The 14,324-nt window shown below is 43.4% G+C and carries 12 protein-coding genes and 1 CRISPR repeat array (1 of these 13 only partly in view); of the genes, 5 read left to right on the top strand and 7 right to left on the bottom strand.

Features of this window, described 5'->3' with window-relative positions; translation table 11 throughout:
• A CRISPR array of direct repeats spans window positions 1-564; the repeat unit is 32 nt; unit sequence GTCTCCGGCTTCGCGCTGGAGTGGATTGAAAT; it reaches 322 nt to the left of the window's first position.
• Between the two features lie 292 nt (window positions 565-856).
• Window positions 857-2,446: an AAA-like domain-containing protein gene (locus LC508_RS08280; protein WP_118594129.1), complete on the top strand. Its 1,590-nt coding sequence runs from the start codon at window positions 857-859 to the stop codon at window positions 2,444-2,446.
• A 12-nt stretch (window positions 2,447-2,458) separates the two neighbouring features.
• Window positions 2,459-3,046 carry a GNAT family N-acetyltransferase gene (locus tag LC508_RS08275; RefSeq protein WP_052099739.1) on the top strand — a complete coding sequence of 196 codons (588 nt, stop codon included), beginning with the start codon at window positions 2,459-2,461 and terminating at the stop codon, window positions 3,044-3,046.
• A gap of 23 nt (window positions 3,047-3,069) precedes the next feature.
• On the opposite strand, the gene LC508_RS08270 is transcribed toward LC508_RS08275, so the two are convergent.
• Window positions 3,070-4,629: a PucR family transcriptional regulator gene (locus tag LC508_RS08270; protein ID WP_103733059.1), complete on the bottom strand. Its 1,560-nt coding sequence runs from the start codon at window positions 4,627-4,629 to the stop codon at window positions 3,070-3,072.
• A gap of 322 nt (window positions 4,630-4,951) precedes the next feature.
• Between LC508_RS08270 and LC508_RS08265 the strand changes: the two genes are divergently transcribed.
• Window positions 4,952-5,941 carry a uroporphyrinogen decarboxylase family protein gene (locus LC508_RS08265; RefSeq protein WP_103732601.1) on the top strand — a complete coding sequence of 330 codons (990 nt, stop codon included), beginning with the start codon at window positions 4,952-4,954 and terminating at the stop codon, window positions 5,939-5,941.
• A 290-nt stretch (window positions 5,942-6,231) separates the two neighbouring features.
• Here LC508_RS08265 and LC508_RS08260 read toward each other — a convergent pair whose 3' ends face one another.
• From LC508_RS08260 to LC508_RS08235, 6 genes are all read right to left on the bottom strand, one after another.
• Entirely contained in the window at window positions 6,232-6,687 is a 456-nt protein-coding gene (locus LC508_RS08260; RefSeq protein ID WP_103732602.1) for a GNAT family N-acetyltransferase, read from the bottom strand.
• A gap of 59 nt (window positions 6,688-6,746) precedes the next feature.
• Window positions 6,747-7,976, bottom strand: a complete 1,230-nt coding sequence (locus LC508_RS08255; protein ID WP_158587351.1) for a sensor histidine kinase — start codon at window positions 7,974-7,976, stop codon at window positions 6,747-6,749.
• Between the two features lie 133 nt (window positions 7,977-8,109).
• Window positions 8,110-8,793 carry a response regulator transcription factor gene (locus tag LC508_RS08250; protein ID WP_103732604.1) on the bottom strand — a complete coding sequence of 228 codons (684 nt, stop codon included), beginning with the start codon at window positions 8,791-8,793 and terminating at the stop codon, window positions 8,110-8,112.
• 149 nt (window positions 8,794-8,942) lie between these two features.
• A complete protein-coding gene (locus LC508_RS08245; protein ID WP_103732605.1) occupies window positions 8,943-9,578 on the bottom strand; it encodes an ABC transporter ATP-binding protein in 636 nt (211 codons plus the stop codon).
• A gap of 109 nt (window positions 9,579-9,687) precedes the next feature.
• Window positions 9,688-11,037: an FtsX-like permease family protein gene (locus tag LC508_RS08240; protein WP_103732606.1), complete on the bottom strand. Its 1,350-nt coding sequence runs from the start codon at window positions 11,035-11,037 to the stop codon at window positions 9,688-9,690.
• 11 nt (window positions 11,038-11,048) lie between these two features.
• Window positions 11,049-12,317: an ABC transporter permease gene (locus tag LC508_RS08235; protein WP_054353712.1), complete on the bottom strand. Its 1,269-nt coding sequence runs from the start codon at window positions 12,315-12,317 to the stop codon at window positions 11,049-11,051.
• A gap of 580 nt (window positions 12,318-12,897) precedes the next feature.
• On the opposite strand from LC508_RS08235, the gene LC508_RS08230 reads away from it, so the two are divergent.
• Window positions 12,898-13,440, top strand: a complete 543-nt coding sequence (locus LC508_RS08230) for a DUF6323 family protein (protein WP_103732261.1) — start codon at window positions 12,898-12,900, stop codon at window positions 13,438-13,440.
• Window positions 13,441-13,481: 41 nt separating this feature from the next.
• Window positions 13,482-14,318: a DUF6179 domain-containing protein gene (locus tag LC508_RS08225; protein ID WP_054353710.1), complete on the top strand. Its 837-nt coding sequence runs from the start codon at window positions 13,482-13,484 to the stop codon at window positions 14,316-14,318.
• Window positions 14,319-14,324 lie beyond the last annotated feature (6 nt).

The following is a 14,324-nucleotide window of genomic DNA, read 5'->3' as shown; positions in this document are numbered from 1 at the left end:
CTGTGAGTCTCCGGCTTCGCGCTGGAGTGGATTGAAATAACAATGATAAGGGGACCGAGGAGGTCTACGGATGTCTCCGGCTTCGCGCTGGAGTGGATTGAAATAAATACTGTGTTAGAGTGATACATTACTCACTCAGTCTCCGGCTTCGCGCTGGAGTGGATTGAAATAATAAGTTCAGGCGGTAAATCTGTTTCTATGGGGGGTCTCCGGCTTCGCGCTGGAGTGGATTGAAATTATATAGATGACAGGAGAAAAGCGATGAACGAAGTCTCCGGCATCGCGCTGGAGTGGATTGAAATACAACGTATGAGACAGGTTTTATATTTCAGTCTGGTCTCCGGCATCGCGCTGGAGTGGATTGAAATCTGATAAATCCGGTTCAGTTTAAATGCAATATTTGTCTCCGGCATCGCGCTGGAGTGGATTGAAATAAAGCTGTTGTCCCCTCTGCTTGTGCATGTATAGTCTCCGGCTTCGCGCTGGAGTGAATTGAAATATGCAACATCTGCTTCTACTCTTGGACAATTAAGTCTCCGGCTTCGAGCCGAAGCAGATAGAAATGCTTGTAGGAATACAACCACAGTTTTGGGTATTGTCTTTAGCTTCACACCGAAGACAGTCACAATAGTATTAACACTAAATACACCGGACAAAATTCGTACCTTGAAATTAACGTCCACTTAAATTAGAATCAAAACAAGATCACCTACCATTTATTCAACATTTTATATTTACGTTTAATAAAGACATAAAGATAATAATCAGCACTGCAAATTCAAATTTTTATCGCATTTATGCATAAAAATCATCTTGCAAATGATTCCCCAACAATAATACATCCCAGGAGATTTACATGAGAAAGCGTTATAACGTGACCGGAATCTGTATACCAGAGAAACATTATATGGTAGACATATCACAAAAAGTAAAACAAATTGTAGAAGAATACATTGAACCAGGGTATTATTTTGCAATTAACAGAGGCAGGCAATACGGGAAAACCACAACGCTGTATCAGTTAGAAAAATATTTGCAGGATCAGTACATGATTATCAGTATCAGTTTTGAAGGCGCAGATGATTTATTTGATTCCAGAGAAAATTTTGTAAGAGGATTTGTGCAGCTGGTCACCAAAGAATTGGAAAATGAAAGTTTAGATGCTAATGTAATTGAACAATGGAATCATTATGAAGAAGATGAGCTGACTTTTCAGAACCTCGGCGATAAGATAAGCCGGTTATGTACGGATTCAGATAAGGAAATCATCCTTTTGATTGACGAAGTTGACAAAAGCTCAAGCAATCAGATATTTCTTTCTTTTCTCAGTTTACTTCGAGACAAATACCTGGACAGAGAAAAGGGAAAAGAGAATTTTTTTCATAACGTGATTCTTACGGGTGTTTACGACATAAAAAATTTAAAATTGAAGATCAGGCCGGATGCAGAGCATAGATATAACAGTCCATGGAATATTGCAGAAAGTTTTGATGTAGATATGTCCTTTTCGCCGAAAGAAATAGCTACAATGCTGGAAGAGTATGAGGCAGATTATAAATATGGAATGGATATAGACAAATTAAGTAATGAAATATATGCCTATACGTCCGGATATCCATACCTTGTATCACAAATCTGCAAATTGCTGGATGAATCAGTCTGGAAAAATAAAGATTTTGGTGACAGAGCCTCTGTGTGGTGCCCGGAAGGAGTAAGAGCTGCTGTTAAATATATGCTGATGAGCCGGAGTATACTATTTGATGATATTAACAAAAATCTTGACTTGTATCCTGACTTAAATGAGATGCTCCATCATATACTTTTGGGCGGAAAATCGTACCCGTTTTCGCTTGCGGATAATACAATTCAAATAGGCACAATGTTTGGATATTTGAAAGAAGAAGACTATAAAGTAGCCATAACAAACCGTATTTTTGAAACGTATCTGTATGATTTATTTTATCTCAATGAAACAAAGAACAGCAGGCTGGCAGATGCTGCGGTAGTTGAAAGAAACCAGTTTATTTCAGGACACTATTTGGATATGGATAAAGTTTTGGAACGATTTCAGGCTCATTATACTTCTTATTATGGAGAAAAAGATTGGGAATTCCTGGAGGAAGATGGCAGATTTCTGTTTCTTACATTTTTAAAACCAATCATTAACGGTACAGGACATTATTATGTGGATGCCGGAACACGCGACCAGCGGCGGACAGATATCATTGTAGATTACCATGGAAAACAATATATCATTGAACTGAAAATATGGCATGGTGAAGAATACCAGGTAAAAGGTCGAAAGCAGCTCTGTGATTATCTGGACAGCTATGAGCAAAATAAAGGATGGCTGGTCAGTTTCTGTTTTAATAAAGCAAAGGAAAAGAAGACCGGAATTAAAAAAATCAACGAAGCCGGAAAGATAATCACCGAAGTGGTCATATAGGAGGAACATGCATTGATATACTTAGAAACAGAACGCCTTATTTTACGGGATTATACAAAGGATGATGCAGAAGAGTACAGCAGACTTATGGCAGACGATGAGGTGATGTATTATCTTCAGGATATCCAGCACCATTCCAGGGAGGAATCGGAGAAGTATTTTGCGGATATTCTGCAGGATATCCGGGGGAAAGACAGGTGCAGATATTTTCTGCACATGCAGAAAAAGGATACAAAAGAACAAATCGGCAGTATCGGATATACGGTCATGGATACAACACCTGTGGGAAAGCTGGTGCACCTGGGGTATTTTACATATCCGAAATTCTGGGGCTGCGATTATGTGACAGAAGCGCTGGAAAAGGTGATGGACTTTGCTTTTTCAAAGGGCGGCGTATACCGCATCACCACCGGATGCCTCAAGGAAAACAGAGGCTCCGAGCGTGTTATGCAGAAATGCGGCATGATCAGGGAGGCAGAGCATGTGGACTACGAATGGCATGACGGTAAAATGAAAACACGTATGGAATACCGCATGCTGAAAAGCGATTGGGAGAGTATCCCTTGCCGCGCAAAGCGTGCCTGCCGCAGGCATGAATGACGGAATGTGCTTTGGGGTATGCCTTAAGATTCCACAGGGGTCAGCCCCAGCAGGTCTACAAATGTATAGGACATCATAATAAACAGCCTGACATTGGCATTATCCAGATTAGTATGGATGATGCCGTTTATTTTTTTCAGTCTCTGGTACAGGGTGTTCCTGTGGATATAGAGTTTCTGCGCGGTCAGAACCGCATTTCCTCCGCAGTCCAGATAAGCCCTCAATGTTTCCAGAAGATTTGTGTTATTCTTAGAATCATATATATAAAGCTGCACTACACCGGGATGGCACAGATGTCTTCCGTCGATCCGGCTAGTGCCGTAGTGCATAAAATAGTGCAGCACATAGTCCTCAAAATCATAGCACCACTCATGAGGACTATATTTTTCTCCCATCTCAAGAGCTCCTAGAGCCTGTTTATAATAGCTGGAAAAAGTGCTGAAATCAAAGAAAATATAACTGATGCCGGCGTGAAATAATCCTTCCCTCAGGAAAATAGAGAGCATATGGACAGCATCCGTCTTGGTCAGGCGGGCCTGGTCCAGATTGATAACAGTGAGAAGATTGTCTTCAAAATAAAAGGCAAAACTCTCAGGTATCTGTTTTTCGATGTTTCCGCAGATGTTATTGTATATAGAATTAATCTTGTCGAAACGATTAGTCTGAAAGGTAACCAGCAGGTAATTGTCCCCATTTTTCCAATTCATAGCCAGCAGATAGCGGTCTATCACGGCCTGTTCAATCTGCGTGTCGTACAGAAGCTCTTTCAGAAAATCCTCAAACCGCAGAGAATGTCCGGAGCTTAAATGATTTCTTCCCAGGGCAAGCCGCAGAATACCGGAAAAGTACAGGGCAAGCTGCCGGTGTACCCGGGTGAGAGGGCAGTTTGTCTCCATAACAGCCAGGGTCAAAGGGGAGCCGCTTCCCTCCACAGGGGCAAAAAGCGTATTGTATGCAAAATATTCCTCCGATACAAAACAAATATCAGAGGATTCAGAAGCCCTGCGGTATTCCGGTGAAGTCTTGATGGCATTGACTGTATCAATGGAGAGCATTTTGGAATCCGACCATTTGTCACACACCAGCTCCAGTTTCTCCAGGCGGGAATCCGCTTCCCCTAAAATGCAGTAATTTTTATCGAAAAGAATGAGAGGGTTTCCGAAGAGGGCCTCACCGATTTTCAGTATTTCCTGCAGAGGGGCGTTTTTCATGACAGCAGAACTGAGCCGCGTGTCAATCGCCTGGTATTTTAGGAAAACGGAATTAAGCGCATTGAACATGTCGCTGAATGTGCACTGTGCATCCCCTCGATCCAGTATCAGAATATCCGCGTCCGCTGTATCCGGCAAAAGCCCGGCTGTATTTCCCATGACAGTCAGTGTGATGCCAAAAGGGCAGATAAAAGAATCCGAAATACTGTCTGCATCCACGGCATAACAGATTTCCGGCGACAGGGAGGATTGGGAATGGTACAGGCCGACACCCTGCAGGTTTGGCGCTGTAGTATCTGATTTTTTCCTGCCTGCCCGTCTGGGGGAGAAGGCAGATAATTCTTCTGCGATGATATCCAGATTGATTTTCATAAGAATATACTCCTTTGTCAAAATACTATAATTTATGCCTCTATTTGTCAAGAAAAAGTATGGGCAGAGTGCCTATAAGGAGTGGAAAAACAGATACAGTCTGTACATTTTCTGAAAACATAGATTGTTATACAATAGAACTATAAAAGTAACTGTTCAGTCAGGTCTGCGCATTTACTGCGCTGACCGTGCATAAGAGTAGTGGCAGCAGGTATTCGCCCCATCGCGAAGCGATTTTTAATGGGCGAATACCCGTAACGATTCAGCTGGCTGAATAGTTACCTATAAAAAGTTTTCGGAAGACAAAGGAGGAAACGATCATATGAATCTGCGGGAAAATGCTATGGCGATTTATAACAGGGAACAACCTGATTTTTACGGGGATTTGATGGATGCCATCGTACTTGTGCCGGACCCTGTGCTCATGGGAGACATGTGCCCTCAGGATGGACTGGAGCACAAGGATTCCTGGGGAACGGTCTATGTTTATAAGCCGGGTGCCCCCGGCCCTCATCCAAGGGTGAACAGTGAAAATGCTGTCATCAAGGATATTGAAAAATGGGAGGAACAGCTCACCGTACCGGATCTGGATCATCTGGACTGGACGCTGGTGAAAGAGGAAGCGGCGAAAGTGGACCGCAGGGAAAAATTTGTGGGATTCATGTGTGCCGGAGGCCTTTTTGAGCGCTCTCATCATCTGATGGGAATGGAGGAAGCCCTGGTAAATTATCTGGAGTATCCGGATGAGATGGCAGCACTGCTCCGGGTAATCGCTGATTATAAAATAAAGTATATCAAGATGGTGGCAGAACAGATCCACCCTGACATAATCTTTTATCACGATGACTGGGGTTCAAAACAAAATGTTTTTCTTCCGCCAAGGGTATGGCGCCAAATCATTAAACCTCTGCAGAAAGAGATCGCGGATACCATACATGCCTGCGGTATGATTTATATGCACCATGCGGACTGTATCTGCCAGCCCATTGTCACAGATATGGTGGAAATCGGCGTGGATATCTGGCAGGGTACGATTGCGCAGAATGATATTGTGGAAATCCAGAGAGTGACAGAGGGAAAGCTTGCTATGGTCGGCGGCATTGACGGCCCGAAAGTAGATATTGAAAATATCACGGAGGAGGAGATCAGGGCAGAGGTCAGAAGAGCGATTGATACCTATTGCCCGGGCGGAAGATTTTATCCATCCATACCAAACGGCATCTGTTTCAGGGAGTGGAATAACAGCATTGTCATGGATGAACTGCACTCCTACGGAAGAAAATATGCGCAGGAGCATCCGGTTGGAAAATAAAATAATGTAGTGGTCCGATTTCTGTAAAATGATACGGCGGTTTTGATGAAAATTCAAAATCACCGTATCATTTTTTTGAGACAAATAGGAAAAGAGTGCGTATATATAGATGAGTTTCCATAAGCTTGAGAGGAATGACCGGGGTGACGGACCGTTTAATGGTAGGACAGTGTTTTACGGGGCAGTTATCAGTAGCTTCTGGGGTATCTGGGAATGTATTTTTTTCCTCATAGATTGATAGGAAAAAAGAGCCTGTGTCACTGGGAAGAACAGGCTCTAAAAGAAATTTTTTAATTGATTATTTCAGTATGTGTGATTTTAAAACCATTTTTTATATACATTTTAAGGGCTCCCTGATTCCAGTCAGCGACGTAAAGGCGGATAGGGGAGATCTTATTTTTTTGTAAATATGAAACTGCGAATTTTAATAATCTTTCGCCATACCCTCTTCTTTGGTGACTCTTTGCTACGATTAGGTCGTCAATTTCATTTCCATATACAGCGACAGAACCAATAATTTTTTTGTTATCCTCAAGAATAAAAATTTTCTGGCGCTTTTTTAGTAAGTTTTCCTCTTTGTCACAACAATTGATAGGATTTATACTTAAACAAGATCTCATTTCAGAGAAACATTCATTATAGATAATTTGATACCGGCTAAAATCGCTGCTTTCATAATTTCTCAACGTAAGTGGGGAATCTGCTTTTTCTCCGGTATATTCCATTGTATGTACAATTATTTTCATTATAATCTTTCTGCTTTTAAAAGCTCTTTTCTCCCGGGTGGGCACATCAGTATTCATGATCAACTACATAACGGCATGACAATGGTAAATACAACACTGTTATCCTGATTCCCAATTTGAAACCGGAATCCATGATATTCCAGAAACGACTTTACAATATACAGCCCTAAGCCTGTGCCGTTCCCTTGGCGTGATTTATCAACTTTGTAGAAAGGTTCAAACACATGTTGGATTTCATCGTCCGGTATGGAACTGTTCATGTTTTTAACAGTCAAAACACATGCGCGCCCCGATCGTTCGGCTGTGATATAAACAGAAGAATCCTCCGCGGAATGGACAATGGCATTATTGATCACATTTGCAAGTGCCTTGCTGAACAACGCCTGTTCAAGGTTGACAAATAACCCTTGTTCCAATGTCATATGGATACTGATATTTTTGGATTCTGCCAGCTCATTTTGATTTTGAATGATACCGGCAGTGATTTCTCCAATGTCAGCAGGGCGCATTCCCCCATTATTCTGCAGCATCTGTGTTCTCGCCGCTGCTAAAATATCTTTGATCATTTTTTCCATAGTCTCGATGACCTGCATGGAGTGTAAAAGATATTTATCCCTGTTGTCAAAAGGGGTTAAGTTCTGGAGCATTCCTTCTGTTTCGCCTTTCAGAATGGTAAGGGGCGTTTTCAGTTCATGTGAAATCGACATGAAAAAGTCAGATCGCTGCTTTGCCTGGGTCCTTTCTTTTTCCATATCTAATTTCAATTTTTCATTGGCGTCCTCCAATTCTTTCAGTGTTTTGTCTAGTTGAAATGCCATATGATTCAGGCTGTTCGCCAGCAAGCCGATTTCATCCATTCTGTTAATCCTGCACTTCCATGTCATATCAAGCTTTTCCATTCGCCTGGCTATATTGCTTATTTCAACGATTGGCCCGGCAATATGTTTTGAATAGATAACCGCAATCACAGCAGACAGGATTAAGATCACAAGCAGGAGCAAGGGGTACATTTCCTTTATGACTTCCGTAACCTCTGAGCCTTTATTATGGGAAATCAATAAGTCCAGAGTGTAACTTTTATTGTCCGTTGTAAAGGAGGCATTCAAATCTCTGACATACACCGGATTTTCCGCCAGTATGTTTTGGGACAGATCTATTTTGTATATGCGGTTTTCGTTTTGATCGAACAATTCCGCTGCTGTTCCGTTCTGCAGACAAAACGCCAGAATATGATTCTTCATTTCAGCCTCTGTCAACGGCCTGCTTTCAAACATATCTACTAATTCCATTGCCCGTGAATCCAATTCATATGCAATTTTTTCCGTATATCGGATGGGCAGGTAAAACTTCAGGAATAATACGATCCCGGTGCACGTCAAAAACAGTATGGTGAATAGCTGCAGGAATAGTTTCAGACCCAGGTTACTTTGGATTTTCGCTGCTGATTTTGTAACCCATGCCCCAAACCGTTTGAATAAGTTCACAATCCAGTTTTTTTCTGATGTTTTTGATGTGGTTGTCGATGATTTTTTCATTCCCGTAATATTCCTCTCCCCATAGGGTGTCCAGCAAATGGTTCCGTGTGAACACATGGTCCTGATTCTCAAGCATGAATTTGATCAATTCATATTCTTTTGGGGTAAAGTCGATCAATGCATCACGGTATCGTATTTCACAGCTGTTTCTGCGTAATTCTACTTCGCCATGCCTGATAATATCGTCAGGCGGATTGTCCGGCTTATTTCGCCTTAACACCGCCTCTATCCGTTTGACCAAAATCGTATGCGAGAAGGGTTTCACAATATAGTCATCTGCCAGTAAGTCGAAGCCGCGGGCCTGTTCCTGCTCTTTACCTAAAGCAGTCAGCAGGATAACAGGCGTGTCTGAGATCTCTCTTATTTTTGTCAGCAATTCATATCCGTTCATGCGTGGCATCATGATGTCGAGAATCACCAAATGGGGAGCCTCCCGGACAAAGAGATTGTATCCGGCGATACCATCGGCAGCAGTGATGACAAAATATCCATTTTGCTGTATGAACGCCTGCAATATGTCACGGATGCTTTCCTCATCCTCGACGATCAATATTTTGGTCTTCTTATCCAATGCACCTGCCCCCTTGCCGTTTAAATGAATCTGTTTCTAACATTATACAAGAATGCGGATGATATAGCAAACTTGTTGACTTTGGACTGTTGTTGACTTTGGACTGTTGTTAATTTTGGATGCCATTCTTTCAAATGTCATATGTTTGTTTATAGGCTGTTCTCTTTACGAAGGACACCGTCCTCCAGCTTCAACACAACATCAGCTTTCCGGGCAAGTACAGGAGAATGCGTAACGGCGATCACGCAGCCTTGCAGCGGACCATGCGCATATTGTATGAGTAAATCAAAAACTGCGCGGGCGTTTTCTTCGTCAAGACTGCCTGTCGGCTCGTCGGCCAGTAATAAGGAGGAATCGGAAATCAGCGCGCGGGCTATGGCAGCCCTTTGCTGCTGTCCGCCCGACAGTTTCATGACATTGCGTTTGGCAAGCTCCCTGTTTAATCCGACCTTTTCCAGAACAGGAAGCGCAAGAAGCGGGGATACCAGCTTTAGGTTTTCTTCCACTGTCAGATAGTCGATCAGGTTGTAGCTTTGAAAAATAAATGAAACGTACTTTTTTCGATATTCTGGCAAATCTTTTTTGGTCAGAGGTTTTCCATTGTACAGGACGCTGCCTGAAACAGGCATATCCAGCCCTCCCATAATGGAAAGCAATGTTGACTTTCCACAGCCCGAACTGCCCACTATGGCATAGACACAGCCTGGGCGGAAGGCGGCGTTTATGTTATTTAATACGGATTTTCCCGGTTGATATGAATAACTGATGTTCTGTAATTCCAGCATTTTATGATCCTCCTGACTTATATTTATTGGATTGCTTATGTTTTATAGGGGATACTCATCCGGGTATGTCGTAACACATGCCCAGACAGGGGGGGCGGAACACTGCGGATCAAGATACGGATCTTAAGTTTTCGTCCGGCTCTTTTTGTAAAACAGGATACTCCGCTGCTATAACGGAGACAGGAATCAGTAAAAATCCAAGTATCAACATGATTCCGGCCGCGTCCGAAGAAACAGAAGTTGGACTGCCATCGGCTTGTTCCGGCTGGGCCTGCTCTGTCCCGTCACTTTGCTTAACGGCGGCTGCGATCATATGCTCTCTGGCCACGTGTACGATGCCTCTGCTCAAAGCGAAGGCAATGACCATCGCAGTTGCGGCGGCAAGCAAAACCTCGGCAATATGCTGCATCAGGATACGGCTTCTTGACAGTCCAAGACTCATCAGAATCCCGATTTCCCGCTTTCGCTGTTTTACCCCATGAGACAGCAGGAAATATATCAGGGTGATACACACAAGTATAATGACGATCCATAGGATCCTAAGCAGGTTTGACAGAGAACTCAGGGAACCGATCATATCAGCGTAATGATCCAGGTCAGAAACAATACTGTTTGGCTGCCCGGCGGGCCAATCCAGATTTTTGACAGCATTTACGGCGGCGGCAAAATCCGAAGAGGAAGCAGCGCTGAAAGCCGCCTGAAAGAAAAAGGGTGGTGCTTTCGGATTGAATACCGAAGAATAGGTCTCCAAATCAAGGTAGCAGTAATTTTCGTATAGCTGATGTGAGAGGTGCATCCCTGCAGTATGTCCGTTATCCTGCGATTCAAAAATGCCTATGATTTCTGCCTGAATCGTATGGGTGTTCATATGGCTTGTGTCATATCCCATGCTTTCCAGGTCCCGGGTGATTGCCCGGGGAAATTTTAACTGTATGGTATCGCCTAGGTGCAGGGAATTTTTATCTGTCAGTTCTTTGTGGACTAAAATTTTGTGTGCATCATTTTCCTTCACATGCCTGCCTGAAATGATCTTGAGTGTTCCCTCTGAAAACAGCTCGTCGGAATCTGACGTCACATTGCTGACAAGTGTACCGGCGTGTTCAAAGCCGGGGCTGATAAAACAATTGTCACCATCCGTTTTTACGGACAGAGATGTTCCGTTATTGTCCGCAAATTCTACAGGGACGGCGTTTGAGATCAGGCGATATGCGGTGATATCTTCCCGGGCTGAAATCTCATGTATTCTTTCCAGTGTCAGTGAACCCGGTGCATTCTGCGCGTCTACAACGAATTCCCTGTTAAAGTTATGTTCCATTTTCTCGAGGACAGTCTTTGCGTGACCGGCAACAGACACAACAGTCAGTAACAATAGAAACACTGTGGTCAGCAGCAGAATCAGAAAAATACTCCTGCTTTTTTTCCTTATAAAACAGCGGCCTGCGCATTGGATAAAGTTCATAGATATTTACCTCAGTTGTTTTTTTCAAAAACCGTATTTGGCGGAGCGTTTAAAATTCGGGCACCGGATATCCATATAGATGCGGTCAGAAGACTTAAGTTGAGCACAAGGATCTCTGCGAGTGTCACCATGGGGATATCCTCTGCAGGTATGTTGAATGCATGAAACAGTACACCGGATAACAGGCATCGGCCTATGAAGTATGCGGCGGCTATGGAGATTCCCGCCGGTATCATGGCCTCGATCATGTGCTGCAATCGGATACTGTTTTTAGTAAAGCCCAGTGAAAGTAAGACTGCCATTTCGTTTGTACGCATTTTTGTTTGAAGCATCAGGACAAGGGTGACAACGAGGAATCCTGTCACAATGATCACTGCAGTCAAAACGGAAAATTGTTTGGATACGGCCTTAACGGAATCCGTGTCTATCACATATGCATCCGTTTCCTTGTACAGTTCATATTTGTTCCAGTCAATGTCCAGCTTTTGAACCTGCGCGAAGATGGATGCAAGCTGATCCGGCTGTTCCACAAAAAATGCTGCGCTGATGATTCCTTTCGTCCCATTGTCCAGGGCAAGCGCCGTGTCGGGATCGACATAGATAACATTTGCGCTTATTTCTGATGGTGATAAATCTGTTTCATCTGTTTTATCCGTAAATTCATATATGCCGGATAGGGCAACCCTTATACCGGATGGATTGCCCGGTGTTGTAATGAGCAGATGATCGCCCGGATTCAGATGGTTTAGCTCTGCGAATGGAAGAGTTACCATTGCTTCGCGCTTAGAATCGGGTGTAATGTGTTTTCCTGCCTTTAAATTTATTCTTGAACTCAAATATAAACCGGAATCAGAAATCCCCCTGACGGAAGACACGTCATCAGCGCTCACCGGTATATTATAATGAACCAATTCCAGTGGACTGCCGTTTTTATCAGTTATGATTCCGGATGAAGTGGCATAATGGACGGCATATATTTTTATTCCGTCAATATTCATTATTTTTTCGATTACATCATGGGTTATTAAATGAGGCACAGACATATAGCTGATCGCACTTCCTTCGGTCACAACGGTTTTCGGGTCCGCCTCATATTGCGACTCAAGATAAAAATGATCCGGCGGCTTTTGTTCCAGATTTGTTAAAGCGTCGTTGGCGGCCTGCCGTATGGAGAGAATTGTAAATGCCATTATATTTATTGTGAGAAATACGATCAGAATCAAAAGCGTACGTGATTTTCTGCGCATCAAGTATTTTACTGCTAACGATATTCGGTTCATGTGCCCTTCCTCCTTTTCCCTGTACGAATTTTTATTATGAGATAACAATAACAGGAAAAAGTATGGAAAAAATATGGAAGTGGTATGAATTTGGTATTTTCTTTACCTTCCGCGGGGATGTGGATGCTCTGCCGGCCTGTTCCTTTCCCGGCTGATCAGTCCGGCGGTGTCCCGGAAGATAATGCGCATCAATATGGCGGAAGCGTGAAAGGCAAAAGAATAGAATACAGAAACGAAAAAAGGAAGCAGATTTTTATTTTCTGCTTCCTCTTGCATTATTATATTACCACAAAACAGGGTTTTTTTCAAGGCTTGTAATGGTCTTTCTGCGACTGTATAATGAGCGTTACCATTCATATCCACTGTCCTGCCAAGTGTTTTCTGCCCGAAGCATGCAGAGACCACGGCGGCCGGTGAGGTATAGAACAGAATGTTCTGTGTCTGTGCATCGGGAAGCACGCTGCCGGGTACAGAATGAACAGTAACGAATCAGCAGCTATAGAAACCGGCCGGTAACTGTCTGGCCGGCTGAATAGTTCCGCCGGTTAAATGTTTTCAGGAAAGGACAGGTAGATAAGTCATGGAAAAACAGATTTTTGAACTGCTTACGGAAAAGAGGCAGAAGGACGAATTGGCTCTGCTGGACGCGTACAATCAGAAGACGGAAAAATTCGGGCTTACACTTACGGAGCAGGAGGCAAAAGAATTGATCGTAAGGCGGAATGAAAGTCTGAAAAAGTACGGCAGAGTTGAGTTTGGCAGGGGGATTTTAGATAAGATTGTCTATAATTTCTGCGATTCCCAATATGTCAGCCAGGAAAATTATCTCGCTGTTCTCACCAGACTGCAGGACATTTTTTATCATTTTAAGAACGAGTCTCAGGATAAAATGACAGATGATGAGCTTTTGACTTTTATGAGGCAGCAGTTTGAATCTGTGTGCTTCGGGGACCTGGATTATCTGGAAGATACGTGCCTGGAACGTTTTGCAAAGGCTGTCAGAGGAGGCTATCAGGGGTTTACGGAAAGCGGTGGACTCGATGAATATGAAGCGCTCAGTGAGGAAAAAAGATGGGATGACGAACTCTATCAGTCTGTCCTGAGGGAGCTTTTCTGGGAGTAAAAAGTGGGTGTTATCTGTGATTGGGAAAGGGGAAAAAGCAAATGGAATACCAATTGGAAGAATTACTGCCGCTGACAGCATGGCTTGCAGAGAAATACACCTCCAAGGAGAGCAGTTCTGTGACGTATGAGACAGCGCAGATGCTGATGGAGGCAGTGCTCTATTGTGTGAGGGAATGCCGGGATACCTCAGAATATACATTAGTGTCCGAACATACAGTGAAAGCGGAAGATGCATATAGAATCGGCTATGACAGGGTAGTAGAAAAGACCCGCAAGGCAAAAGAAATCTACGATAAACTGATCCAAGATTTCTGTGATTACGGCTGCAGCAACTACAGGGAGACGATACTCAAAGGAATGCCTGCATTTCTTATTGCCTATGATGCCAGATTCAGGCCGCAGGACCATTTGCTCACACTGGACTATCCGACAGTGAATATTCACAGGGAAATGTGCGGAATCGATATCATCTATCAGTATTTATGTGATATAGTAGTGGAGAAGGATTTTCTGGAATGCTTTCCGCAGCAGGCTGTGAGGCAGCTTCTGGAGCGTGTTCAGAGCGGGAATAGTACTGGATATATGGGGAATCTCAGTGAATTGGTGCTCGTCACAGCATTTGGCTGCATGATAACGGACAGGCAGCTTTCACAGCTTCGGCTCTGCAGTCAGGATATAGAGGCAGCAGAACAATATTTCCGGGGGGATAATCTGCAGAGGACAGAAGGAAAGCTGAGAATGCTGCTTCGGATTCTTGCTGAAAAATCCGGCAGACAGATATGGACTTCTTATTTTGACAGCCTGTGCCATGAATATGCTGTCAGGATTCAAAACGGTATAGAATACGGAAACCTTGAAACTGTATTTTTCGGATAGGAGACA

Origin of the sequence: Blautia parvula (assembly GCF_020215665.1) — a bacterium.
Lineage (GTDB): Bacteria > Bacillota > Clostridia > Lachnospirales > Lachnospiraceae > Blautia > Blautia celeris.
This window is presented reverse-complemented; position numbering and strand designations above follow the sequence as displayed.

Coding starts and splice junctions, on each gene's coding strand:
- LC508_RS08255 (WP_158587351.1), bottom strand. CDS start 7,976: ATGGAATTAGTAGATATGTTTGAAAGCAGGCCGTTGACAGAGGCTGAA.
- LC508_RS08270 (WP_103733059.1), bottom strand. CDS start 4,629: ATGAAAATCAATCTGGATATCATCGCAGAAGAATTATCTGCCTTCTCC.
- LC508_RS08225 (WP_054353710.1), top strand. CDS start 13,482: ATGGAATACCAATTGGAAGAATTACTGCCGCTGACAGCATGGCTTGCA.
- LC508_RS08260 (WP_103732602.1), bottom strand. CDS start 6,687: ATGAAAATAATTGTACATACAATGGAATATACCGGAGAAAAAGCAGAT.
- LC508_RS08230 (WP_103732261.1), top strand. CDS start 12,898: ATGGAAAAACAGATTTTTGAACTGCTTACGGAAAAGAGGCAGAAGGAC.
- LC508_RS08245 (WP_103732605.1), bottom strand. CDS start 9,578: ATGCTGGAATTACAGAACATCAGTTATTCATATCAACCGGGAAAATCC.
- LC508_RS08235 (WP_054353712.1), bottom strand. CDS start 12,317: ATGAACCGAATATCGTTAGCAGTAAAATACTTGATGCGCAGAAAATCA.
- LC508_RS08265 (WP_103732601.1), top strand. CDS start 4,952: ATGAATCTGCGGGAAAATGCTATGGCGATTTATAACAGGGAACAACCT.
- LC508_RS08280 (WP_118594129.1), top strand. CDS start 857: ATGAGAAAGCGTTATAACGTGACCGGAATCTGTATACCAGAGAAACAT.
- LC508_RS08240 (WP_103732606.1), bottom strand. CDS start 11,037: ATGAACTTTATCCAATGCGCAGGCCGCTGTTTTATAAGGAAAAAAAGC.